This is a genomic window from Kitasatospora sp. NPDC057015 (assembly GCF_042673745.1).
Classification (GTDB): Bacteria; Actinomycetota; Actinomycetes; order Streptomycetales; family Streptomycetaceae; genus Kitasatospora.
On record NZ_JBHUSG010000021.1, the window covers coordinates 57,494 to 80,183 of the forward strand.

21 protein-coding genes are annotated in these 22,690 nt (G+C 73.8%); 5 read left to right on the plus strand and 16 right to left on the minus strand.

The genetic code is table 11. From position 1 onward, the window contains the following. The first annotated feature begins 226 nt into the window (after positions 1-226). Together ACFTWP_RS20865 and ACFTWP_RS20870 are read left to right on the plus strand one after the other, a co-directional pair. Complete coding sequence (locus ACFTWP_RS20865; RefSeq protein ID WP_380266106.1) at positions 227-1,717, plus strand: NCS2 family permease; 1,491 nt, start codon at positions 227-229, stop codon at positions 1,715-1,717. A gap of 85 nt (positions 1,718-1,802) precedes the next feature. After that, positions 1,803-2,978 (plus strand): XdhC family protein, encoded by a 1,176-nt coding sequence (locus ACFTWP_RS20870; RefSeq protein WP_380266107.1) that lies wholly within the window; start codon positions 1,803-1,805, stop codon positions 2,976-2,978. 85 nt (positions 2,979-3,063) lie between these two features. Here ACFTWP_RS20870 and ACFTWP_RS20875 read toward each other — a convergent pair whose 3' ends face one another. The 16 genes from ACFTWP_RS20875 to ACFTWP_RS20950 all read right to left on the minus strand — a co-directional run bounded on the left by ACFTWP_RS20875 (position 3,064) and on the right by ACFTWP_RS20950 (position 21,009). After that, positions 3,064-3,186 carry a hypothetical protein gene (locus tag ACFTWP_RS20875; protein WP_380266108.1) on the minus strand — a complete coding sequence of 41 codons (123 nt, stop codon included), beginning with the start codon at positions 3,184-3,186 and terminating at the stop codon, positions 3,064-3,066. Positions 3,187-3,278: 92 nt separating this feature from the next. Beyond that, the gene (locus ACFTWP_RS20880) at positions 3,279-3,509 is read right to left on the minus strand and encodes a cold-shock protein (RefSeq protein ID WP_380266109.1); all 231 of its coding nucleotides are present in this window, start codon (positions 3,507-3,509) and stop codon (positions 3,279-3,281) included. A 289-nt stretch (positions 3,510-3,798) separates the two neighbouring features. Then, the gene (locus ACFTWP_RS20885; RefSeq protein ID WP_380266110.1) at positions 3,799-5,520 is read right to left on the minus strand and encodes an SDR family oxidoreductase; all 1,722 of its coding nucleotides are present in this window, start codon (positions 5,518-5,520) and stop codon (positions 3,799-3,801) included. Beyond that, positions 5,517-6,371: a M24 family metallopeptidase gene (locus tag ACFTWP_RS20890; protein ID WP_380266111.1), complete on the minus strand. Its 855-nt coding sequence runs from the start codon at positions 6,369-6,371 to the stop codon at positions 5,517-5,519. The genes ACFTWP_RS20885 and ACFTWP_RS20890 overlap by 4 nt, the downstream gene beginning before the upstream one ends. A gap of 97 nt (positions 6,372-6,468) precedes the next feature. Beyond that, the gene (locus ACFTWP_RS20895) at positions 6,469-7,554 is read right to left on the minus strand and encodes a PDR/VanB family oxidoreductase (RefSeq protein ID WP_380266112.1); all 1,086 of its coding nucleotides are present in this window, start codon (positions 7,552-7,554) and stop codon (positions 6,469-6,471) included. Positions 7,555-7,586: 32 nt separating this feature from the next. Next, the gene (locus tag ACFTWP_RS20900; RefSeq protein WP_380266113.1) at positions 7,587-8,507 is read right to left on the minus strand and encodes a metal-dependent hydrolase; all 921 of its coding nucleotides are present in this window, start codon (positions 8,505-8,507) and stop codon (positions 7,587-7,589) included. Positions 8,508-8,757: 250 nt separating this feature from the next. Next, the gene (locus ACFTWP_RS20905; protein ID WP_380266114.1) at positions 8,758-9,702 is read right to left on the minus strand and encodes a threonine/serine dehydratase; all 945 of its coding nucleotides are present in this window, start codon (positions 9,700-9,702) and stop codon (positions 8,758-8,760) included. Between the two features lie 197 nt (positions 9,703-9,899). Further along, positions 9,900-10,640: a M12 family metallopeptidase gene (locus ACFTWP_RS20910; protein ID WP_380266115.1), complete on the minus strand. Its 741-nt coding sequence runs from the start codon at positions 10,638-10,640 to the stop codon at positions 9,900-9,902. A 400-nt stretch (positions 10,641-11,040) separates the two neighbouring features. Continuing rightward, positions 11,041-11,820: an IclR family transcriptional regulator gene (locus tag ACFTWP_RS20915; protein WP_380266116.1), complete on the minus strand. Its 780-nt coding sequence runs from the start codon at positions 11,818-11,820 to the stop codon at positions 11,041-11,043. A 183-nt stretch (positions 11,821-12,003) separates the two neighbouring features. Beyond that, complete coding sequence (locus ACFTWP_RS20920) at positions 12,004-13,053, minus strand: S66 peptidase family protein (protein WP_380266117.1); 1,050 nt, start codon at positions 13,051-13,053, stop codon at positions 12,004-12,006. Positions 13,054-13,225: 172 nt separating this feature from the next. After that, positions 13,226-14,686, minus strand: a complete 1,461-nt coding sequence (locus tag ACFTWP_RS20925) for a catalase (RefSeq protein ID WP_380266118.1) — start codon at positions 14,684-14,686, stop codon at positions 13,226-13,228. A 77-nt stretch (positions 14,687-14,763) separates the two neighbouring features. Further along, the gene (gene alc / locus ACFTWP_RS20930) at positions 14,764-16,029 is read right to left on the minus strand and encodes an allantoicase (RefSeq protein WP_380266119.1); all 1,266 of its coding nucleotides are present in this window, start codon (positions 16,027-16,029) and stop codon (positions 14,764-14,766) included. Between the two features lie 18 nt (positions 16,030-16,047). Next, positions 16,048-17,418 carry an allantoinase AllB gene (gene allB, locus ACFTWP_RS20935; RefSeq protein ID WP_380266120.1) on the minus strand — a complete coding sequence of 457 codons (1,371 nt, stop codon included), beginning with the start codon at positions 17,416-17,418 and terminating at the stop codon, positions 16,048-16,050. A 198-nt stretch (positions 17,419-17,616) separates the two neighbouring features. After that, on the minus strand, positions 17,617-18,759 hold the full coding sequence (locus ACFTWP_RS20940) for a glycerate kinase (RefSeq protein ID WP_380266121.1): 1,143 nt from the start codon (positions 18,757-18,759) through the stop codon (positions 17,617-17,619). A gap of 449 nt (positions 18,760-19,208) precedes the next feature. After that, on the minus strand, positions 19,209-20,105 hold the full coding sequence (locus tag ACFTWP_RS20945) for a 2-hydroxy-3-oxopropionate reductase (protein WP_380266122.1): 897 nt from the start codon (positions 20,103-20,105) through the stop codon (positions 19,209-19,211). 43 nt (positions 20,106-20,148) lie between these two features. Then, positions 20,149-21,009 (minus strand): TIM barrel protein, encoded by an 861-nt coding sequence (locus tag ACFTWP_RS20950; RefSeq protein WP_380266123.1) that lies wholly within the window; start codon positions 21,007-21,009, stop codon positions 20,149-20,151. A gap of 239 nt (positions 21,010-21,248) precedes the next feature. On the opposite strand from ACFTWP_RS20950, the gene ACFTWP_RS20955 reads away from it, so the two are divergent. The 3 genes from ACFTWP_RS20955 (at position 21,249) to uraD (ending at position 22,658) form a co-directional block, all read left to right on the plus strand. After that, positions 21,249-21,509 carry a thiamine-binding protein gene (locus ACFTWP_RS20955; RefSeq protein ID WP_380266178.1) on the plus strand — a complete coding sequence of 87 codons (261 nt, stop codon included), beginning with the start codon at positions 21,249-21,251 and terminating at the stop codon, positions 21,507-21,509. Further along, on the plus strand, positions 21,506-21,886 hold the full coding sequence (locus tag ACFTWP_RS20960; protein WP_380266124.1) for a helix-turn-helix domain-containing protein: 381 nt from the start codon (positions 21,506-21,508) through the stop codon (positions 21,884-21,886). Before ACFTWP_RS20955 ends, ACFTWP_RS20960 begins: the two co-directional genes overlap by 4 nt. 226 nt (positions 21,887-22,112) lie before the next feature. After that, positions 22,113-22,658: a 2-oxo-4-hydroxy-4-carboxy-5-ureidoimidazoline decarboxylase gene (uraD, locus tag ACFTWP_RS20965; protein WP_380266125.1), complete on the plus strand. Its 546-nt coding sequence runs from the start codon at positions 22,113-22,115 to the stop codon at positions 22,656-22,658. Positions 22,659-22,690: the final 32 nt, after the last annotated feature.

The window sequence follows — 22,690 nt, forward strand, 5'->3', positions numbered from 1 at the left end:
CCATGCACCACCCGAAGCAAAGCGAACGCATTCTCCCGCTGCCTCTCCCACGCCGGGGTTCTGCAGCGGTGCGCACCACCTCCCCGGCCTCCGGCCGGGGCACCAACGCACCGCAGGCACTGCCACAGAGTGCGCACAGTGAGTCGAACAGTCCCCCTGCACCAGCTCTGACTGGTCACCAGGTCGGCTCGCCCACCCCAACCCCCTATGAACCTTGGGAGTGGACATGACCCGGATCCCGACGGAGCCAGGTACCACTGAAGCAAGACCCGCCGAGAGCGACGCCACCACGCCGCCCCCGGCAGCCCAGCCGAAGAACGCCATGGACGCCTACTTCAAGATATCGGCCCGGGGCTCGACCTTCGGGAACGAGCTCCGCGGCGGTCTCACCACCTTCATGGCGATGGCCTACATCCTGCTGCTGAACCCGATCCTGCTCGGCGGTGCCGACAAGAACGGCATGCACCTGGACCACGCGCAGCTGACCACCGCCACCGCGCTGGCCGCCGCCGTCACCACCATCCTGATGGGCGTGGTCGGCAACGTCCCGCTGGCCCTCGCCGCCGGCCTCTCGGTCTCCGGCGCGCTGTCCACCATCGTCGCGCCGCACACCACCTGGCCGCAGGCCTTCGGCCTCTGCGTGATCTACGGCCTGATGATCGTGCTGCTGGTCGTCTCCGGCCTCCGCGAGAAGATCATGAACGGCATCCCGCTGCCGCTCAAGCACGCGATCACCATCGGCATCGGCCTCTTCGTCGCGCTGATCGGCCTGGTGAAGTCCGGCTTCATCCACCACGGCCCGGACCCGTACGGCCCGCCCGTCTCGCTCGGCCCGGCCGGTGAACTGGCCGGCTGGCCCGTCCTGATCTTCTCGGTCACCCTGGTCGCGATCTTCATCCTGCTGGCCCGCAACGTGCGCGGCGCGATCCTGCTCGGCATCGCCGGCGGCACCGTGGTGGCCTTCATCGTCAACGCGACGGTGAACCTCCCGGAGCACACCTGGAGCAGCTCCGTCCCCGAGTGGCCCGGCAGCCCGGTCGCCGCACCGAACTTCGGCCTCTTCGGCGACATCGACCTGTTCGGCGCCTTCGGCGGCCAGGGCATGGGCGCGATCAGCGCCTCGGTCGCGGTCTTCACCCTCGTGCTGGCCGGCTTCTTCGACGCGATGGCCACCATCATCGGCGTCGGCACCGAGGCCGGACTCGCCGACCGCCAGGGCCGGATGCCCGGCCTGTCCAAGGCCCTGTTCATCGACGGCGCCGGCGGCGCGGTCGGCGGCGTGGCCGGTGCGGGCGGTCAGACGGTGTTCGTCGAGTCCGCCACCGGTGTCGGCGACGGCGCCCGGACCGGCCTCGCCTCGCTGGTCACCGGCAGCTTCTTCGCCCTGATGCTCTTCTTCTCCCCGATCGCCGGCATCGTGCCGGTCGAGGTCGCCTCCGCCGCGCTGGTCGTCATCGGCTCGATGATGATGAGCCAGGCCAGGCACATCGACTGGTCGGACCGCGAGGTCGCCATCCCGGCCTTCCTCACCTGCGTCCTGATGCCGTTCACGTACAACATCACCGCCGGTGTCGCCGCGGGCGTCATCTCCTACGTCGCCATCAAGACCGGCACCGGCAAGTGGCGCGAGCCCGGCCCGCTGATGTGGATCCTGACCGCCGTCTTCGTGGTCTACTTCGCGCTCGGTCCGGTCAAGGAACTGCTCGGCGTCCACTAGCGCCACCGCCGCCGGGCGGGGACCACGGTTCCCGCCCGGCGGCTCACCCACACGCCCCCTCCGCATCGCGTAAGGAGCCCCCGACATGCAAGACATCGCCGAGCAGCTGCAGGCCTGGCACGCGTCCGGGCGCACCTTCGCCGTGGCCACGGTCGTCGGCGTCTCCGGCAGCGCACCGCGCGACCCGGGGGCCGCGCTGGCCGTCGACGCGGACGGCGAGGCCGTCGGCAGCGTGTCCGGCGGATGCGTCGAGGGCGCCGTGTACGAGCTCTGCCAGGAGGCCGTCACCAGCGGGCGGCCGGTGCTGGAGCGTTTCGGGTACAGCGACGAGGACGCCTTCGCGGTCGGCCTGACCTGCGGCGGCGTCCTGGACGTCTTCGTCCAGCCGATCACCCCCGGCGCCGACGCCGCCCTCGACGCGGGGATCACCTACATCGCCTCCGGCACCCCGGTCGCCCTCGCCCGGGTGATCGAGGGGCCGGCCGCGCTGGTCGGCGCCACCGTCACGGTCACCGCCGACAGCCACCACGGCGCGCTCTCCCCCGCCCCCACCACCACCGGCGCCCTGGAGCGCGCGGCGGTCGCCGAGGCCCGGGCCATGCTGGACGCGGGCCGAACCGGCAAGGTCGTCCTCGGCCTGGACGGGCGCCCCTGCGACGAGGAGGAGCTGGGCACCGTCACCTTCTTCGTCGAGTCGTACGTCCCCGCGCCCCGGATGCTGGTCTTCGGGGCCATCGACTTCGCCGCCGCCGTGGTGCGGATCGGCAAGTTCCTGGGCTACCACGTCACCGTCTGCGACGCCCGCCCGGTCTTCGCCACCGCCCGCCGCTTCCCCGACGCGGACGAGGTCGTGGTGGACTGGCCACACCGATACCTGGACTCCCAGCTCGACCGGATCGACGGCCGCACCGTGCTGTGCGTGCTCACCCACGACGCCAAGTTCGACATCCCGCTGCTGGAGCGCGCGCTGCGGCTGCCGGTCGGCTTCGTCGGCGCGATGGGCTCGCGCCGCACCCACCGCGACCGCAACGCCCGGCTGCGCGAGGTCGGCCTGACCGACGCCGAGATCGCGCGGCTGCGCTCGCCGATCGGCCTGGACCTCGGTGCCCGCACCCCCGAGGAGACCGCCGTCTCGGTCGCCGCCGAGATCGTCGCCCACCGCCGCGGCGGCAGCTGCCTGCCGCTCTCGGCCGGCGACGGCCCGATCCACCACGACCTGGCCCGCGCGCAGGAGGAGAAGGCCCGCTCGCACGCGGCCTGAACCGCCCGCCTGAACCGCCCGCCGGGCACGCCACCGGCCCGGATCCGCCCACCGCGGGTCCGGGCCGGCGGCGTGCCCGGGTGCCTCAGGACAGGACGACGTTGTGGGCGGGCAGCACCAGCGCCGGGAACTGCGGGTAGCCGACCGCCCGCAGGATCGGCATCAGCACCTCGCCGAACCGCTCGAACGCCTCCTGGGACTCCCACACGTCCGTGACGAACCACCCGGTCGGGCTGGGCCCGGTGATGTGCGCGATCAGTCCCCGGGCGGGCCAGTACCGGCCCCGGGGCCGCCGCAGGCTCAGAGCAGCCGGACCCGCTCGGCGACGGTCCGGCCCTCCTCCTGCGCCGCCTCGTAGCTCACCCGCTGGCCGACCGTCAGCACCCGGCCGTGCTGGTCGACACCCGGCTCGTCGGCGAGCTCACGGATGACGGAGTCGTAGTAGACGGTCACGTCCGGCCCCCCGTCGTCGGGGGTGATCAGGCCGTAGGCGTGGCCCGCCTCGTACGACGTCACGGTGCCGGTGGCCATGGGGGTCTCCTTCGGGCGTGCTGACAGTGCCCATCAGGAGTAACAGACGACCGGCCGGCGAGCCCGCCCTGACACGCGCCGGGCCGGCGATCTCAGTCGGCCGTACCCGCGGGCACGGCCCATCGGCGGGCTGCCCCGTGGCGGCCGTGATCATGTCGTAGTCGCCGTCGTAGTGCAGCACCGCGACGCCGGCGAACCGTCGACCGGTCCAGTGAGGGCGGGCAGCCCGCCCTCGGCCGGCCGGTCCAGGACCCGTATCCCGCCACTGCCCGGCTCCCGGCCCGACCGATCAGCCCACGTTCAGCCGGGCCGCCAGCCGCAGCAGCCCGGGTGAGAGGCGGCCGAGCAGGCGGGCGGCCTTGGCCTCGAAGGTGACCGGGACGACCGGCTTGCCGGTGCGCACGGCCCGGACGATCTCGGCCGCGACCTTCTCGGGCGGGAAGCCGCGGCGGGCGTAGAGCCTGGAGGCGCGCTGCTGCTTGGCGGCCTGCTGGTCGGCGGTGACGCCGGAGAAGGTGGTGGTGCGGGTGATGTTGGTGTTCACGATGCCGGGGCAGATCGCGCTGACGCCGATGCCGGCCGGGGCGAGTTCGGCGCGCAGGCAGTCCGAGAGCATCAGCACCGCGGCCTTGCTGGTGGCGTACGCGGCCAGCAGCTTGGACGGCAGGTAGGCGGCGGCCGAGGCGAGGTTGACGATGTGGCCGCCCTCGCCGCGCTCGGTCATCAGGGTGCCGAAGGCGCGGCAGCCGTGGATGACGCCCCACAGGTTGACGTCCAGGACGCGCTGCCACTCCTGCTCGGTGGTCTGCAGGAAGGTGCCGGAGTGGCCGATCCCGGCGTTGTTGACCAGCACGTCCGGCACCCCGTGGTCGGCGGCCACCTGCTTGGCGAAGGCGTCGACGGCGGCGCCGTCGCTGACGTCCACCCGGTAGGCGTGGGCGGGCGGGCCGATCAGCGAGGCGAGTTCGGCGGTGCGGGTGGCGGCTTCGAGGTCCAGGTCGCAGACCACCACCCGGGAGCCCTGCTCGGCGAAGGCCAGCGCGGTGGCCCGCCCGATGCCGCTGCCGGCGCCGGTGACGACGACGAGCCGGCCGTCCTCGGGCGGCCCGGCCTTCTGCCCGGCCCCGGTGCGGGCGGTGAACTCACGGACCAGACCGGCCACGACGGACCCCTTCTCCAGCAGTGCGGACCAGTGCGAGGCGTTCAGCGAGCGCCTGGTCAGGTTCGGCACCCAGCGTTCCAGGCCCTCCGAGAGCGCGACCCCGACGTAGCGGTCCCGGGTCAGGGTGACCAGCTGGACGGGGACCTCGGTGGGCCGCTCGCGGGGCTCGCGCAGGGTGGGGCGCATGTTGGCCCGGTACAACTCGATCCCGCGCACGGCGTCCTGGCGCAGCGTCGGCTGCGGGTGGCCGGGGCGCGGGGTGACGCCCTCCAGGTCGCGCAGCACCCGCGGCCACGCCCGGGCCAGCCCGAACCGCCAGGTGGCGGGGGCGAGCACCGGCAGGTGGAACGCGGTGATGTACCAGGAGTGCAGGCCCTGCGAGAGCAGCTGCCGCAGGTGCCTCGGGGTGGGCCGGCGGAACCGGGCGCGCAGCCAGAAGCCCATGTGGTCCAGGCACGGGCCGGACAGCGTGGTGTACGAGGCGATCCGCCGCTCGGCGCCGGGCTCGGTGACGGCCTCCCAGGACTGCAGCGAGCCCCAGTCGTGGGCGAGCACGTGCACCGGGCGGTCGGGGCTGACCGCGTCGGCGACCGCGAACAGGTCGGCGGCGAGGCGGGCCAGGCGGTAGCCGTCCCGGCCGGCCGGCACCCCGGAGGCTCCCGCGCCGCGGACGTCGTAGCGCACCACGTGGTGGTCGGCGGCGAGGTCCGCGGCGACGTCGTCCCAGACGGCGTGGGTGTCGGGGTAGCCGTGCACCATCAGGACGGTCGGCGCGGCCGGGTCGCCCTGCTCGAAGACGGCGAGCGGCAGTCCGTCGGCGGAGTGCACGGTGCGGCGGCGGGGGGTCATCGGGAGGCCTCCTCGGCAGTGGTGCTCCAGCGCCGCACGTGCGGCAGGTCGTCGTCGAGCCAGTACGCGTCGTCCTCGGTGACCACCAGCAGCTCCTCGAACTTGATGCCGACGTCGCGGAACCCGATGTGCGGCTCCACCGCCCACAGGCCCGGCGTGGGCGCGTGCCGGGAGGCCCGGCCGTCCGCCCAGAGCGGGGAGCGGCCGTGCATGCGTTCGCTGATCAGCTCGCGGCCGAGCGTCTGGAGTGTACGCACCCCGAAGCCGAACAGGTTCACGCCGGCCGGTCCGCGGGCGGTGGTCCGGGTGACCTGGTGGCCGATCACCCGGCCCGGGTAGACCCGGTGGCGGTTGTCGTAGCCGTGCGCGGCGATCTGCGCGTCCACGGCCGCGTAGACCTCGTCCAGCGGTTTGCGGGCCTTCACCTCGCGCAGGATCAGCTCGCGGTAGACCCGCAGGTCGGCGGCGAGGCGGTCCCAGAGCGGGTTCTCGCCGACCCGGCCGCCGTAGCCGATGTCGGCGGTGTAGCCGTCGACCACGGGCGCGCAGTCCAGCACGTACGGCATGCCCTCCTGGAGCTTGCGGCCGCCGGCGAAGAACTGCAGCGGGGTGTGGAAGTGCCGGAAGGCGGTGCGGTCGCCGAACCAGGCGAACGGGACGTGGAAGAAGTCCTCGACGCCGGCGGCGACCAGGCAGCGGCGCAGCTCGGCGGTGGCCTGGCGCTCGGTGACGCCGGGTTCGATCCAGGCGGCGACCTGTTCGGCGCAGTGGTAGGCGAGTTGCTGGGTCTCCCGGAACCGGCCGAGGTCGGCCTCGGTGAAGGGGAAGGCGGGCAGGGGGGCGGTGGCCATACGGGCTCCTTCGGGGCCGTCGGGGGCCTTGGGCGGCGCGGACTGCCCCGGGGCCGCGTGGTGGGCCGCGCGGTGGGCGGCGCGGCCCCGGGGTGCGCTACACGTCCAGGACGAGGGTCTCGCCCTCGGCCGCGCGCGAGACGCACGGCAGCAGGGCGCCGGCGGCGCGCTCCTCGGCGGTGAGGCGGCGGTCGCGGTGCTCGGGGGTGCCGGACAGCACCCGGACCCGGCAGGTGCCGCAGAAGCCCTGGTGGCAGGAGTACGGCAGGTCGGGGCGGGCCTCCAGCGCGACGTCCAGCGCCGAGCGGTCGGCCGGGACGTCCAGCGGCGGGCCGTCCGCGCCGAGCCGGAGGGTGAAGGGCCGGCCGTCCGTCACGGGGGCCGCGCCGAAGCGTTCGAAGTGCAGGGCGCGGGCGGGCGACGCCTCCAGTGCGTCCTGCACGGCGGCCAGCATCGGCGCCGGTCCGCAGCAGTACACGGCGGCGCCCGGACGGGCCCGGGCGAGCAGTCCGGCGCCGGTGGGCACGCCGTGGCGCTCGTCGTCGAGGATCTCCACCCGGCTCGGGTCGAGGGCGAGCAGCTCGTCCGTGAAGGGCATCGCGGCGACGCTGCGACCGGTGTGCACCAGTCGCCAGTCCAGGCCGAGGCGCTGCGCCTCCCGGGCCATCGGCAGCAGCGGGGTGACGCCGATGCCGCCGGCCAGCAGCAGCACGCTCGGCTCGGCGCAGAACGCGAAGCCGTTGCGGGGCCGGCGCACCGTCAGGCGGGTGCCGGGGCCGAGGTCGTCGTGGATCTCGGCCGAACCGCCGCCACCGCCGGGGATCCTGCGCACGGCGATCCGGTAGACCGTGCGGTCGGCCGGGTCCCCGCAGAGCGAGTAGTGCCGCTCGCGGCCGGAGGGCAGCAGCAGCCGCAGGTGCGCGCCGGGCTGCCAGGGCGGCAGTTCGTCGCCGCCCGGCTCGCCGAGCCGCAGTTCGACGACGCCGTCGGCGACCGTCCGGTGGCCGGTGACGGCGAGGCGCAGCGGCGGGGTGGGGCGGGTCGGCGGGCGGCGCGGGTTGCGGCGCAGCAGCGGGCTGCCCAGGGCGGGGGTGTACCGGTCGCCGAAGGCGGTGACGCGCTGCATGAAGCGGTCGGCGCGCGGGCGCCCGTACAGGTCCGGGGGCGGGGTGCTGAGGTCCATCCGGGTCGGCTCTCCTGGCTGCTGGCTGCGGGTCAGTGGTGGGCGGCGGCGCGGGCGGCCGGGGAGCCGGCCAGGTAGCTGAGCGCCTGGCTGGAGGAGCCCTCCTGGGTGGGGTGGTAGCCGCGCCTGAGGTACCGCAGGCCGGAGCGCAGCGACTTGAGGGGGTCGGGCAGCATGCCGCGGTTCGCGATCTGCCGGGCCTCGCGCCAGGTCGGGCGGATCCGGCCCTCCAGGGTCGGGTCGGCGGCGAGCAGGAACCGTACGCCGCGCACCCAGAGGTGGACGAGCAGCGGCCCGGAGACCGCCATGCCGCGGACCCGGCGCAGGTAGCCCGGGTCGAGGTGGACCATCAGGTCGTACGCCACGCTGCGGTGCTCGACCTCCTCGGCGCCGTGCCAGCGCAGCAGGTCGAGCATCGTCGGGTCGGCCTTGGCGCGGTCCAGGCCCGGGGAGTTGAGCGCCCAGTCGCCCAGGAAGGCGGTGAAGTGCTCGATGGCGGCGACGAAGGCCACCCGCTCGATGACGTTCTCGCGCCGCTGACGGGGGTTCAGCCCGCTGCGCTCGCCGAGGACCCGCTGGAAGAGCCAGCCGATCTGGCGGACGTACGGGCGCGGGTCGAGGCCCTGGGCCAGCAGGTGGTCCAGCACCTCCTGGTGGGCCTCGGCGTGGATGGACTCCTGGCCGATGAAGCCGAGCACCTCCTCGCGCAGCTGCTCGTCGGTGATCAGCGGCAGCGCCTCCTTGAACACCTTGACGAACCAGCGTTCGCCCTCGGGCAGCAGCAGGTGCAGCACGTTGATGGTGTGGGTGGCCATCGGCTCGTCGGGGATCCAGTGCAGCGGCAGCTCGGACCAGTCGAAGCGGACGTCCCGGGGTTCGAGGACGAGGTTCTCGTGGACGGTGGGCGGGGCGGCCCGGCGGGCGGCCGGGGTGGTGGAGGTGGCGCGGGGCATGGAAGGGCCCTCCTGACCTGCGGGTGGCGGCTCGACTCTGGGCAACTTACTCGCGGGTAGAGCGGGCGACAAGGGTTTCGACCACTCTTATCGACATCGAGTCTAATAAGAACGACGTGCCGCCGCCCTGATCCTTCGAGGGCGGGGCCGGGCTCAAACCCGGCGGAGCGGCACGACGGCGCGCCGGCTCCGCCGAGCGGGATCGAACCCGAGGAACCGGGGCCCGTCCGCCGGCTCCGCCGGGCGGACCCTAGGCCAGCGAGGCCGGGTCGGTGTTCGCCCCGCAGAGGACCACGGCGACCCGCTCCCCCGGCTCCGGGCGGTACACCCCGCTGCGCAGGGCGGCCAGCGCGGTGGCCCCGCCGTGCTCGACGGCCAGGCGGTGGCCGTCCCAGAGGCCCTGGCGCGCCTCGGTGATGGCGCTGTCCGCCACCAGCACGGAGCTGGCCCGGACCTGCCGGGCCCAGTGCAGGGCCATCTCCGAGACCCGGCGGGCGCCGAGCGAGTCCGCCGCGACGGAGTCCACCGGCACGTCCACCGGCGCGCCCGCCTCGATGGCGGCGTTCAGCGCACGGCAGGTGGCCGGCTCGACCGCGACCACCCGCACCCCGTGCCGCGCCGCCGCGACGGCCAGACCGGTGAACAGTCCGCCGCCGCCCACCGCCACCACCACCGTGTCCAGACCGGGCACCGCGGCCAGGATCTCGGGCAGCAGGGTGCCAGCCCCCGCCGCGATGTACGGGTCGTCGTAGGCGTGCGAGGCCAGTGCGCCCGTCTCGGCGGCGAACCGGCGGGAGGCCTCCAGCGCCTCCGCGTACTCGCTGCCCACCAGCCGGACGTCCGCCTCCAGCGCCCGCAGCTTGCGGATCTTGACGGCCGGCGCCGTCGCGGGCAGGAACACCGTGGCCCGCACGCCCTGGGCCCTGGCCGCCCAGGCGCAGGCCAGCCCGGCGTTGCCGCCCGAGGCGATCACCACCCCGGCCGCGGGCAGGCTGCCGTCCGCACGGTGGGCGGCGACGAAGTTCGCGGCGCCGCGGTCCTTGAAGCTGCCGCTGTGCTGCACGAAGTCGAGGGCGAGGAACACCTCGCCGCCACCGGGGCTGGCCGGGCCGGCGGACACCACCGGGGCGGTGCGGGTGATGCCCGCGATCCGCCCGGCGGCCGCCTCGACGTCCGCGTACGTGGGATGGGACAAGGGATGCTCCAGGGGTCGGGCCGGACGGTCGGGCACCCGGCCCGCCGATCGGGCCGACGGGCCGGTCGGGTCGGGCCGTCGACTGCTCGGCCCACCCGGACACCATTCTCGGCCGCCGGCGCGGCGGGCCGGCCGCCGCCCCCGCGCGGCGGCGGCCCGTGACGGGCGGCGGCCCGGCCGCGCGGCGGCGGCCCAGGTCAGGCCGGCGGGTAGCGCCGGTGGAGCTTGCCGATGTCCCCCCTGCTCAGCCCGGCCCTCGCATAGGGGTCGACGAGCGGCCCACCGTCCGGCCGGGACATGGTCGGCCGGCCGTGGCTGCTGAAGGACTTGGAGCCGTAGATCATGATCGAGTCGTAGTCGAAGGGGCCCAGGGTGGCCTCGTTCTCCGTCGCCACCTTGCCGAACTGCGCGACCAGCGAGGGCTCGACGTTCTCCAGGTGGAGCACCAGGTAGCGGTCCCGGTCGCCGCGCATGTGCTCGTGGAAGAACCCGAGGGCGTGCATCAGCTCGTGCAGGACCGTCCCGTGCCAGTCGCAGCCCTCGCCGAGGGAGAAGTTCTGCCGGCCGCCGATCACCCCCACGTAGGAGTAGCAGCCCTCGCCCCGGACGAAGTGGATCCAGTCCCGCTGCTGCTCGGCCCGGACGAAGCGGACGCAGGAGTTGCTCTCGATCTCGTGCATCGCCCGGTGCAGCACCTTGCCGAGCGACTTCGCCGCCGGGTCGATCCGGTACGGGACGACGCCGCCCGGCCACAGGCCGGCGCTCACCTCCGGCCGGGCCCCCGCGGACCGGGCGCCGCCACCGGTCGGCCCCACCGCGCAGCCCTTGGCCACCGCGGCCGCCCCGGGTGCCAGCGGCGCCGCCACCGACCAGGCGGCGCTGAACCCGACGAGCAGCGCGAGGATCGCCGCGCGGCCGGCCGGGCTGGTCGCTCTCATGGCTGCTCCTCCACTCCGCCCTCCCCCGACCGTCGGTGATGACGTGTCAGCGCGACCCTAGCCACCCGGCGGCCGCCCGCGCGGCGAACGCACGGGACTTCACACGCCGGAGTGACGGCCGCCGGGCGGCCTGGGCCCGAGCGGAGGACGACGGTCGGCGCGTGGCCCCGGGGCGCGAGCGGGCGCGAACCGGCGCACGAGCGGAGCGCGCGGGAGCGGACCGGCAGCGGGTGGGCCGCTGGACAGCGCGCGGGAGCGGACCGGCAGCGGGTGGGCCGCTGGACAGCGCGCGGGGCCGGCGGAAGCGCCGGGGCCCGGGCGGACGACGTGTCCGGCCCGGGCCCCGGCCCGGGCCGGTCCGGCCGGCCCTACCGGAGGGGCCCGGACGGCCGGGTGACGCTCAGACGGCCATCGCCAGCATCAGCGGAGCGGCGCGGTGGGCGAGCAGTTCGGCGGCGGCCTTGAGGCGGTGGACGTTGTCGACCGGCATCGAGGTCGCCAGGCAGCCGACCGTGCTCCCCGCGGTGATCGGGACGGCCGCGCAGACCGTGCCGAGCGCGTACTCCTGGATGTCCAGGACGGGCACGGTGGCCGGCTGGCGCTCCAGCCGGTGCATCAGCTGGTCGGCGTCGACGACGGTCCGCGAGGTCAGGCGGGCCACCGGGTGGCGCGCCAGGTGGTCGCGGCGGGAGTCGTGGTCCAGCTGGCTGAGCAGGCACTTGCCGATCGCGCTGGCGTGCGCGGTGGCCCGGAAGTCCACCCACTCCTGGACCGCGGGGGCGTGGTCGGCGGCGGAGACCGCCTCGACCGACAGCTCTCCGTCGTGGTAGCGGCTGAAGTAGACGGCCGCGCCCAACTCGTCCCGCAGTTCGGCGAGTTTGTGGTTCAGGCGGACCCGCACCAGCTGCTCGCGGTTGTACTGGCCGAGCAGCGCGAAGGTGCCGCCGAGCACCCACGCCTCCTCCTGGTACTGCAGGTAGCCCTCGGTCTCCAGGAACTCCGTCAGCCGGCGGACCTCCGCCGGCGGCAGCGAGGTCTCGCGGGCGAGCCCGGTGGTGGTGACGCCACCGGGGTGCCGGTCGACCGCCTCCAGCAGTCTGAGGGCGTGTTGCAGGGATCCGAACGGGCCAGGGCCACCCTGGTCCAGCGTGGCCTGACGACCCCGGGCTGGTGTCGGCATGACGTCCCCTTCCGATGTCCCCGCGCGGACCGGCCGCGACCCCTCCAGCCTATCCACCGGGGAGCGCAGGTATCCGCCGGTCGGCAGATATTCGCGCAGGTGATACGGACAACTTGTGTGGCATATGCCACATGACGGCGCAGGCACCCCACCGGGGCCACGAGCGGACCCCGGGCCACCGGATCAGTAGGTCACGGTGATCCGCCCCGCCGGGCCGTCGACCCGGACCGTCCCGCCGTACGGGATCACCAACTGCGGGTCGGTGTGCCCGAGATCGACGTCGAACACGGCCATGGTGTCCGGCGCGTACTCGGCCAGCGCCCTGAGCACCGCCCGCCGCTGCGCGTCGCGGTAGGCCGCCCCCGCCGCCTCGTCCAGCGGCTGCCGGTGGGACCAGGCCTTCGCCCGGCCCATCAGCAGCGCCGGGAACTGCCGCAGCAGGCCCCGCTCCCCCGTGTTGCGCAGGATCCGGTACACCTCCTCGGCGTTCGGCTGCTCCTCCGAGGTCTCCAGGAAGAGCACGCAGCCCGCGTAGGCCTCGGGTGCCCGGATGCCGCGGTCGGCCATCAGCAGCCAGCCGAGGACCTCCAGGTTGCCGCCCCAGCTGACGCCCTCCACCACCTTGTCCGCCCGGTGCCAGAACCAGCCCTCGCCGGGGGTCGCTTCGGGCTCCGCGTCGAAGGTGCGCGGGTCCTCCCAGCGGCCGCCCCGGTCGGTCCACGTCCCGGCCGGGCGCAGCTCGTACGGCCCGGAGGTGAACAGCGCGGCCCGCAGCGAGTCGGCGGTCGGGCCGGCCATCGCGCCGGGCCGGCCGAACTCGACCATCACGCAGCCGCCGTGGTAGCCGACGATGCCGAGGTTCCAGAGGTGGCTCAGCAGGTTGGTGTTGTCGCTGTACCCGAAGAACGGCTTGGGGTTCGCCCGGATCAACTCGTCGTCGAGGTGCGGGAGCACGGTGATCTGGTCGTCGCCGCCGATGCTGGCGATCACCGCCCTGATGTCCGGGTCGGCGAAGGCCGCGTGGATGTCGGCGGCCCGCTCCCGCGCGGTGGCGCCCATCTTCCGGGTGGCCGGGTACTCCACGGGGACGAGTCCGAACTCCTCGCGCAGCCGGCGCAGGCCCAACTCGTGGGGCAGCGGCAGGATCCCGGGCAGGCCGGAGGAGGGCGAGATCACCGCGACCCGGTCACCGGGCCGGGGTTTGGCGGGGTAGCCGGGTGCTGTCGTCGTCATCGGTCGAGGATATCCGTGCAGGTGAGCGGCGTTCGATCGGTTTTCGCCGGCTCCCGGGCGCCTGCGGGCAGGGCAAAGGCCTCTCCTCCACTGCCCGGGGAGGAGAGGCCTTTCCCCGGTCACCCGGGTGTGGGCCCGGGTGGCCTGGGAGGGTTGGTCGGTGGGGCCGGGGTCAGCCCTCGTCGCCGGCGCGGAGCTTGGCGACGGCGGCCTCCAGGCGGGCGCCGTACTCCTCGTCGGCCGCGTGGAAGTGGGCGAGGTTCTTCTCGACGACGTCGTCGCGGGTGACCTGTGCCAGGAAGCCCGCGATGTTGTCGATCAGGCGGGTCTTCTCGCCGGCCGACATCAGCCGGTAGAGCTCGCCGGCCTGGAAGAAGTCGTCGTCCTTGGTGTGGGCCGGCGTGGTGTAGGTGCCGGTGTGGCCGTTCAGCGCGACCGGTGCGGCCAGCGCGTCGTCGGTCTGGGCCGGGCCGTCGTACGAGTTGGGCTCGTAGTTCTTCCCGCGGCCCGACGCGTTGACGGCCGCGAGGCCGTCCCGGCCGTAGTTGTTCGCCTCGGTCGCCTTGGGGGCGTTCACGGCGAGCAGGGTGTGGTTGACGCCGAGACGGTAGCGCTGGGCGTCGGCGTAGGCGAACAGGCGGCCCTGGAGCATCTTGTCCGGGGAGGGACCGATGCCGGGGACGAAGTTGTTCGGTGAGAAGGCGGACTGCTCGACGTCGGCGAAGACGTTCTCCGGGTTCCGGTTGAGAACCAGGCGGCCGACCTTCTGCAGCGGGTAGTCCGCGTGCGGCCACACCTTGGTGAGGTCGAAGGGGTTGAAGCGGTAGTCGGCCGCCTCGGCCACCGGCATCAGCTGGACGTACAGCGTCCAGGACGGGAACACGCCGCGCTCGATGGCCTGGTGCAGGTCGCGCTGGTGGCTGTCGGCGTCCGAGCCGAGCACCTCGGCGGACTGGTCGCCGTCCAGCGAGCGGATGCCCTGGTTGGTCTTGAAGTGGTACTTCACCCAGAAGGCCTCGCCGGACTCGTTGACCCACTGGTAGGTGTGCGAGCCGTAGCCGTTCATGTGGCGGTACGAGGCGGGGATGCCGCGGTCGCCGAAGAGCCAGGTGATCTGGTGGGTCGAGGCCGGCGAGTGGGCCCAGAAGTCCCAGACGTTGTCCGCCTCCTGCACGCCGGTGAACGGGTCGCGCTTCTGCGAGTGGATGAAGTCGGGGAACTTGATCGGGTCCTTGATGAAGAACACCGGGGTGTTGTTGCCGACCAGGTCGTAGTTGCCCTCGGCGGTGTAGAACTTCAGCGCGAAGCCGCGCGGGTCGCGCACCGCGTCGGAGGAGCCCAGGTTGCCGGCCACGGTCGAGAAGCGCAGGAACACCTCGGTGCGCTTGCCGATCTCGGCGAGGAAGTCGGCGCGGGTGAACCGCGAGACCTCGTCGGTGACCTCGAAGTAGCCGTACGCGCCGGAGCCGCGGGCGTGCACGACGCGCTCCGGGATGCGCTCGCGGTTGAACCGGGCGAGCTTCTCCAGGAGCTGCTGGTCCTGGATGAGCAGCGGGCCGTACTCGCCGGCCGAGGCCGAGTTCTGGTTGTCGGCGACCGGGGCGCCGGACTCCGTGGTCAGGATCTTGGACATGAGAGGGTCCTTCAGGTCGTTAAAGGCGTTGCGTGGAGAAGGAGGAGACGGTCGGTCGGGCGGTGGGCCGGCGCGGGTCAGACGCCGAGCAGCCGCCAGATCGCCGAACGGCGGCGCGAGGACTGCTCGCCGTCGGGGCCGTCGGCCGGCCGCAGCGCGGACACGGCGGCGGTGGTCGCGGCGGCGTCCGCGAGCGGGCGGGCGGCGGCCAGCGCGGCGGCCTCCTCCGCCTCGAAACCGGCCTCGACGAGGGCCGTACGGGCCTCGCCGGCCGGAAGTGCGTTGAACCAGCGCAGCGCGAGGGCGGCGCGGCCGGCCTCGGTGAGCCTCCCGGTCAGGCGCAGCCGGGCCAGGCCGCCGTCCGGGTAGACGTTGATCCGTACGTGCGTGACGGGGCGGCCCGCGGCCGGCCGGAACCGGTGCCGGGTGTCGGGCTGCAGCCGGGTCCGCGGCAGGATCTCGAACCAGCCTCCGGCGTCGGTGGACGGGTCGCCGCCGTTCGAGGCGTCGTAGCCCACCAGGTCGGCCCAGCCGGGGGCGTTGGCGACGAAGTGGGTGGTGTCCACCTCGGCTGCCAGGACCTCGCCGCCCCCGGCCAGGGCGATCTGCACCCAGTCGTTGGCCTTGTCGCGCCGACGCCGGGTCTCCCAGCCCTCGCCCATGACGGAGGCGCGACCGGGAGCGTTCAGGTTGTGCGGGGAGGAGAAGTAGCGGTCCGAGGCGGCCTCGGCGACGCCGCCGTGCTCCTGGGCGGCGAGGTCGAAGGTGAGGCCGTCCAGCTCGCGCGGGTCGGCGAGCACCTCGCCGTGCACCCGCAGGCGGGCCACGCCGCCGTCGGGCCAGATGTTGAGGCGTACGTGGGTGTAGCGGGTGCCGTCCGAGACCTCGAACTCGTGGGCGGTGTCGCCCCGGAGCGCGGTCCGCGGGACGAGGTCGGTCCACTCGGCGCCGTCGAGCTCCTCGACCGACGGGTGGCCCGGGATCGACGCGGCCTGGACGGAGGCGGTCTCGGGGTAGTTGCCGGTGAAGTGCGCGGTGTCCACGACGACGCCGCGGATCACGCCGCCGGCGCCGAGCCGCACGACCGCCCAGTCGTGGTCCTCGTCGGTGGGGTGCGGCTGCTCGGCGCTGACGCCGCGCCGGCGCTTGCTCTCCCAGCCGTCCATGATCTGGCCCTTGTGGCCGAAGGTGTGCGCGCGGAACTCGGCGGGCTTGGCGACCAGCAGGTTCTCCGCGTCGGCGAAGGTGTCCTCGTTGGTGGCGACCACGCCGGCGCCGAGCAGCCGGGAGGCCAGGTTGACCAGCTCGGTGAACGGAGCGCTCGGGGTCCGGTCGATGCTCATCGGTTGAGTCTCCAGGGTTCAGGAACGGGTGATCTGACGGCCGAACGGAGCGGCGGCCACGTCCACCACCCGGCCGCGGAGCCAGGTGGTGCGGACGGCGCCGGTCAGCGTCCGGCCCGCGTACGGGGTCACGGGGTTGCGGTGGTGCAGGGCGGCGGCCTGCACGGCGAACTCGCCGTCCGGGTCGAAGGCGACCAGGTCGGCGTCGTTCCCGACGGCGATGGCGCCCTTGGTGCCGGTGAGGCCGACCAGCGAGGCCGGGCCGGAGGCCATCCAGCGGACCACGTCCGAGAGGCTGTGGCCGCGCCGGCGGGCTTCGGTCCAGACGGCCGGCAGGCCGAGCTGGAGGGAGGCGATGCCGCCCCAGGCGGCGGCGAAGTCGCCGCTGCCGCCGTACTCCGCGAGCAGCTTGAGGTCCGGGGTGGACGGCGAGTGGTCCGAGACGACGGCGATGAACTCGCCGGCCGCCAGGGCCGCCCAGAGCGCGTCCCGGTTGGACTCGTCGCGGATCGGCGGACAGCACTTGAAGGCGGTGTCGCCGTCCGGTACCTGCTCGGCCGCGAGGGTGAGGTAGTGCGGGCAGGTCTCGGCGGTCACCCGGACGCCGTCCGCGCGGGCCTGGCGCAGCAGCGGCAGGACGGCGGCGGAGGAGACGTGCAGGATGTGGACCCGGGCGCCGGTGCGGCGGGCGGTGTCGAGCAGGCGGGCGACGGCGGTGGTCTCCGCGTCGTCGGGGCGCGAGGCGAGGAAGTCGCGGTAGTGCACGCCGGGCTGCTGCGGGGCGGCCGCCAGGACGGCCGGGTCCTCGGCGTGGATGATCGCCAGTGCGCCGATCCTGGCCTGCTCGGTGAGCGCGCTCTCCAGGTCGGCCTGCTCGACGTGCGGGAACTCGTCCACGCCGGAGGGGGCCAGGAAGCTCTTGAAGCCGAAGACGCCGGCGCGGTGCAGCGGCTCCAGGTCGGCGGTGTTGCCGGGGATCGCGCCGCCCCAGAACCCGAGGTCGACCCAGGCCTGGCCCTCGGCGGTCTTCCGCTTGGCGTCCAGGCCGTCGACCGTGGTGGTCGGCGGGATCGAGTTGAGCGGCATGTCGATGACGGTGGTGACCCCGCCGGCGGCGGCGGCCCGGGTGGCGGTGGCGAAGCCCTCCCACTCGGTGCGGCCGGGCTCGTTGACGTGGACGTGGGTGTCGACCAGGCCGGGGAGCAGGGCGGTGTCGCCGAGGTCGGTGAGGTGCTGGTCGCCGACCAGCAGGGAGCCGTGGGCGGCGATCTGCTCGATCCGGCCGTCCCGGACCAGGACGTCGGCGGGACGTTCGCCGTCCGGCAGGACGGCACGGCGGGAGCGGATCACCACGGCGGCGGCGGAGTACGGCGTCTCGCTGAGGGGCATCGGGACCTCCGGGTGGGCCGTCTTCTGGGCGAAGCGGGAGCTGTGGTGAACGAGGGGGTGAAGGGGTCGCTGAGGGCGGGCCGGGGCCGTGGGGGCGGCAGTTGAAGTCTGCTCATCACACCGCTGGCGGCGATTGCTCGGAGCCTAGGCCCGCCTTCAACAAAACGTCAATGTAGGAAACCACGAGGAAACCGGGAATCAACCGGCCAGCAACGCACCGGCCAGCCGCTCGCCCGCGACCTCGGACAGCTCCGCCGCCCTGGTCATGCTGTCGCCGGGCTGCTCGGCCAGATCGGTGAGCGCGTACGCCGCGACGAAACCCGCCGCCCGCCACTCGTTCTCCGCCAGCTCCAGACGCCCTGCCACAGCGGCCACCCGAACCCCCGCCCGAGTGGCCGCCGCGGCAACGCCGGCGGGGGCCTTGCCATGGAGCGTCTGCGCGTCCAGGCATCCCTCACCCGTCACGACGAGGCGTGCCCCACGCACGGCCTCGTCGAAGCCCAGCAGTTCGAGCATCAGCTCGATGCCGGGCCGCATGGTGGCGCCGAGCAGGGCGAGGGCGGCGAAACCGACCCCGCCTGCGGCCCCGGCGCCGGGGGCGTCGCGGAAGTCCCGTCCGGTCGCCTCGCCGACGACGTCGGCGAAGCGGGTCAGACCCTCCTCCAGGATCCGCAGGTCGTCGCCGTCGGCACCCTTCTGCGGGCCGTAGACGGCGGTCGCGCCGCGGGCTCCCAGCAGCGGGTTGTCGACGTCGCAGGCGACCACGACCTCCACGCCCGCCAGGCAGTCCGCGAGCGGGCCGAGATCCAGCCGGGCCAGCCTGCGCAGGGCGGCGCCGCCGGGCGGCAGCTCACCGCCCCCGATGTCGTACAGGCCCACACCGAGCGCCTGGACCATGCCGGCGCCGCCGTCGGTGCAGGCGCTGCCGCCGAGGCCCAGCACGATCCGCCTGGCACCGAGCGAGACGGCCCGCCCGATCAGCTGGCCGACCCCGTAGGAGCCGGCGGCGAGCGGCGCCGTCCGGCCGCCGGGGAGCCGGGCCAGCCCGGAGGACTGGGCCAGCTCGACCACGGCGGTGTCGCCCTTGACGGCGATGGCGGCGTCCACCGGCAGGCCGGTCGGGCCGGCCACCTTGGCGGGGACCCGGGTGAAGCCGGCCGCCAGCGCGGCGGCCAGGGTGCCCTCGCCGCCGTCGGCGACGGGCAGCTCGCGGACCTCGACGCCGGGGGCGCCGCGCCGGATGCCGGCCGCGATGCGGGCGGCGACCTCGGCGCCCTCCAGCGTGCCCTTGAACTTGTCGGGGGCGACGACGACATGGCCCTGGGTGGGGGTGGCGGGCATGGCGTGGGCCTCACTTCCGGGTCGGGCTGCTGATCCGCGGGCGGACCGGATGATCCGAGTCTGCGCCCGTCTGGTGGTTCGGTGCCTTGCGTGTTTCCGGGGCCATGGCCGTGTCGGGCACGGCCGGGGTGCGACCCCCTCCCCGCCGATCTCCCGCTCGTCCCGCTTCCGACGTACGAGTGGGGCTCCCCTCGGCGGGGGAGGGGGCCGGGCGGCGCGCACGGCACGACCGAAGTGCCCCCGACTGGGAGGCGCGCCACCGGCTTGGAACGATCGGCAGGGGGCGGATGAGCCCCGGCCCACCTGCCGATCGGGCCTGGCCTCCTGGTGGCGCGGGCACGACCGGATAGGTACACGCCACCAGGAGGAGTCTGTGGGGCCCGGGGGTTCGCACCCCCGGGCCGGGGTACTGCTGCCGAGCGCGGGGCTCAGCCGCGGATCGCCGCGGTTCAGGCCACCGTGCGGCCGGAGAGGCGCTCGACGCCGCGCAGCAGCGCGGAGTGGTCGAGCGAGCCGTCGCCGTTGGCGCGGGCGGAGGCGACCAGCTGGGCGACGACCGCGCCGACCGGCAGGGAGGCGCCGACGGCGCGGGCGGCGTCGGTGACGATGCCCATGTCCTTGTGGTGCAGGTCGATGCGGAAGCCCGGGGCGAACTCGCGGTTCAGCATGTTGGCCTTCTTGCGGTTCAGCACGGTCGAGCCGGCCAGCCCGCCGCCGAGGACGTCGAGCGCCGCGGCGAGGTCGACGCCGGCGTTCTCCAGGAAGACCACGGCCTCGGCCAGGACCTGGATGTTGACCGCCACGATGAGCTGGTTGGCGGCCTTCACGGTCTGGCCGGCGCCGGCCGGGCCGACGTGGACGACGGTGGTGCCGAGCGCGTCGAAGATCGGCTTGGCCTCGGCGAAGTCCGCGGCGTCGTCGCCACCGACCATGATCGAGAGCACCGCCTCGACGGCGCCGGCCTCGCCGCCGGAGACCGGGGCGTCCAGCGTCCGGACGCCCTTCTCCTTGGCGGCGGCCGCGACCTTGATGGAGGTCTGCGGCGTGATGCTGGACATGTCGATCACCAGGGTGCCGGCCTTGACGTTCTCCAGCACACCGCCCTCACCGAGGATGACCTGCAGGACGTGCGGGTCGGCGGGGACCATCGTGATGACGACCTCGGCGTCGGCCACGGCCTCGGCGATCGAGCCCGCGCCCTTGCCGCCGGCCGCCACCAGGGCGTCGATCGCGGGCTGCTGGAGGTTGTAGCCGGTGACGGTGTGGCCGGCCTTGACCAGGTTGGCGGCCATCGGGCTGCCCATGATGCCGAGGCCGATGAAGGCGATCTTGCGGGAGGCGCTCATGCGTCGCGTTCCTTCGTACGTGGGAGGGTGGGAGGAGGAGGGCTTAGTTCGCGGCGCGCAGCTCGCGGGGCAGCCACTCGAAGCTCTCGGCGCTGACGCCGGTCGAGGGGCGGTACTCCAGGCCGACGCGGCCGGTGTAGCCGGCGGCGGCGAGGCGGGCGAAGAGGTCCTCGAAGTCGAGGTCGCCGGTGCCGGGCTCGTTGCGGCCCGGGTTGTCGGCGATCTGCACGTGGCCGAAGCGGTCGGCGTACGCGTCGATGACGGCGGCGAAGTCCTCGCCGTTCTTGGCCAGGTGGTAGAAGTCCGCGAGGAACCTGGCGTTGCCGAGGCCGGTGGCGGCGTTCACCTTGTCGACGATCTCGACCGCGGCGGCCGCGGTGACCAGCGGGTAGTCCGGCGACTCGGGCTTGTTGAGGGCCTCGATCAGCAGGATCGCGCCGATGCCGTGGGCGGCCCGGGCCGCGAGCACCAGGTTCTCCAGCGCGAGCTCGTCCTGCTCGGCCGGGTCGACGCCCTCGACCCGGTTGCCGTAGAGGGCGTTCAGCGCCTTGGTGCCGAGCGACTCGGCGAGCGAGACGGCGACCGCGATGTTCTCGCGGAAGCGCTCCTTCTCGGCCGGGACGGAGACGGTGCCGCGGGCGCCCTTGGTGAGGTCGTCCAGGAAGTTGAGGCCGGTGAGCTGCACGCCCGCGTCGGTGAAGGCCTTGCGGAGCGCGTCCAGCTCGGCCTCGGCGGGGGTGTGCTCCTCGCCGAAGGGCCACCACAGCTCGGCGGCGGTGAAGCCGGCGGCAGCGGCGGCGGCCGGGCGCTCCAGCAGCGGAAGCTCGCCGAACAGGATCGACAGGTTGACCGTGGCGCGTCCGTTCAGGAACGCGTGCTCGGAGGCGGCAGTCACGTCATTCACCTTTCACTCTCTTCCGAATCCTCCCCCGGCCTTCGACCGGGAGCGGACCCCTTCTTCCACGATCCGGAAGAGGGATTTTGCTTGGTGGAAGCATGTCCGTCGCGGCGAGCGAGTGTCAAGGCCGCCGCAACAATTTGTTGAAGTGGACCGGAGCGCCCCGCCCGGCGGGCCCGCGACTGTTCGATCGACCAGCCACTCCCCTTCGCCGCACCGCTCGCTACAGTGAGCAGGTGCGATTGATGGTGGAGTTCACGACAGAACCGTTCGAGCTGGACACGTTCCCCGAGCACGCCGTGGCGGCCCGCAGGGTGGTCGACGAGGCCGGCCTGGCCGTCGCCGTCGGCCCCTTCGGCACCGGCGCCGAGGGTGAGGCCGGACAGGTGCTCGCCGCGGTCACCAAGCTGCTCCAGGAGACCCTGGATGCCGGCGCCACCCGGATCTCGGTCCAGGTGAGCGTCCTCGACGACGACAAGACCCCGGAAGGAGTGGGTACGCAGTGAGCAACGCTCCGGAACACCCGCTCGCCGCAGCGATAAAGCCGCTGCTCGACGCGGTCGGCGCGACGCCGGTCCCGGTCGACGAGGCCAAGTCCGACGACGTCCTCCTGGAGTGGGAGGGCGTGCCGGCGATCGCCGTGCGACTGCCCCACCTGAGCAGCGCGCTGGACCGCCTGCTGGCCGAGATGACCCGCCAGTTCGACGGCCGCCCGCTGGACGAGCTGGACCGCTGGGAGAAGCAGCGGGTCGTCGCCCTGCTGGAGGAACGCGGCGCCTTCACCGTCCGACACGGGGTGGAGACGGTTGCCGCCGCGCTCGGCGTGAGCCGCTTCACGGTGTACAACTACCTCAACCGCCAGGACGGCTCGAAGTCCGGCTGAGCGAACCTCCGAGCCGGGTCGGACCCCGGCTGACCAGTCGAGTCCCGCCGGTTGGCCCAGTTTGTCCCCCGGGGCACTCCCGGCGCATTTGGCGAATCGCACACGAAACGGGCCGGTAACCGGGCGAGGTTCAAAACGTAACCACCAACCGTTCAACAAAGTGTTGACGCCCGGGGGTGGTGGACCTAGTTTTTGCGGGTGGCACCACTCCTGAGGAGGTCCACCCGTGGCCAACCACCCCCCAGCGTCCCACTCTCCCGCGTCGACCGACGCCGCCGGCGCCCTCCTGGCGCTCGCGACGGCCCCGGCCGCCGAGCTGGAGAAGACCCTGCTGGAGATCTGCTCCAGCCCCCGATGGGCCGCCGCCGTCGCGGCGGCGAGGCCCTGGTCCGACGTCGAGGCCCTGCTCGCCGCCAACGCGGCGGCGATGGCCGAGCTGACGGCCCCGGACCTCGCCGACGCGATGGCCGGGCACGCCCGGATCGGCAAGCCCAAGGCGGGCGACGCCACCTCCGAGCGCGAGCAGGCCGGCATCCAGGGCGTGGACACCGCTCTCCTGGACGACCTGCACGAGGCCAACGCCGCCTACGAGGCGAAGTTCGGCCACGTCTTCCTGATCTGCGCGACCGGCCGCACCGCGGCCACCATGCTCGCCTCCCTCCGCGAGCGCTTCCCCAACGACGCCGCCACCGAGGCGGAGATCGTCCGGGGCGAGCTGCGCAAGATCAACGACATCCGCATCAACCGACTGTTGGACGACCCTGCCGTCTGACCGCATGTCAACCCTGCCATCAGTAAGGTCAC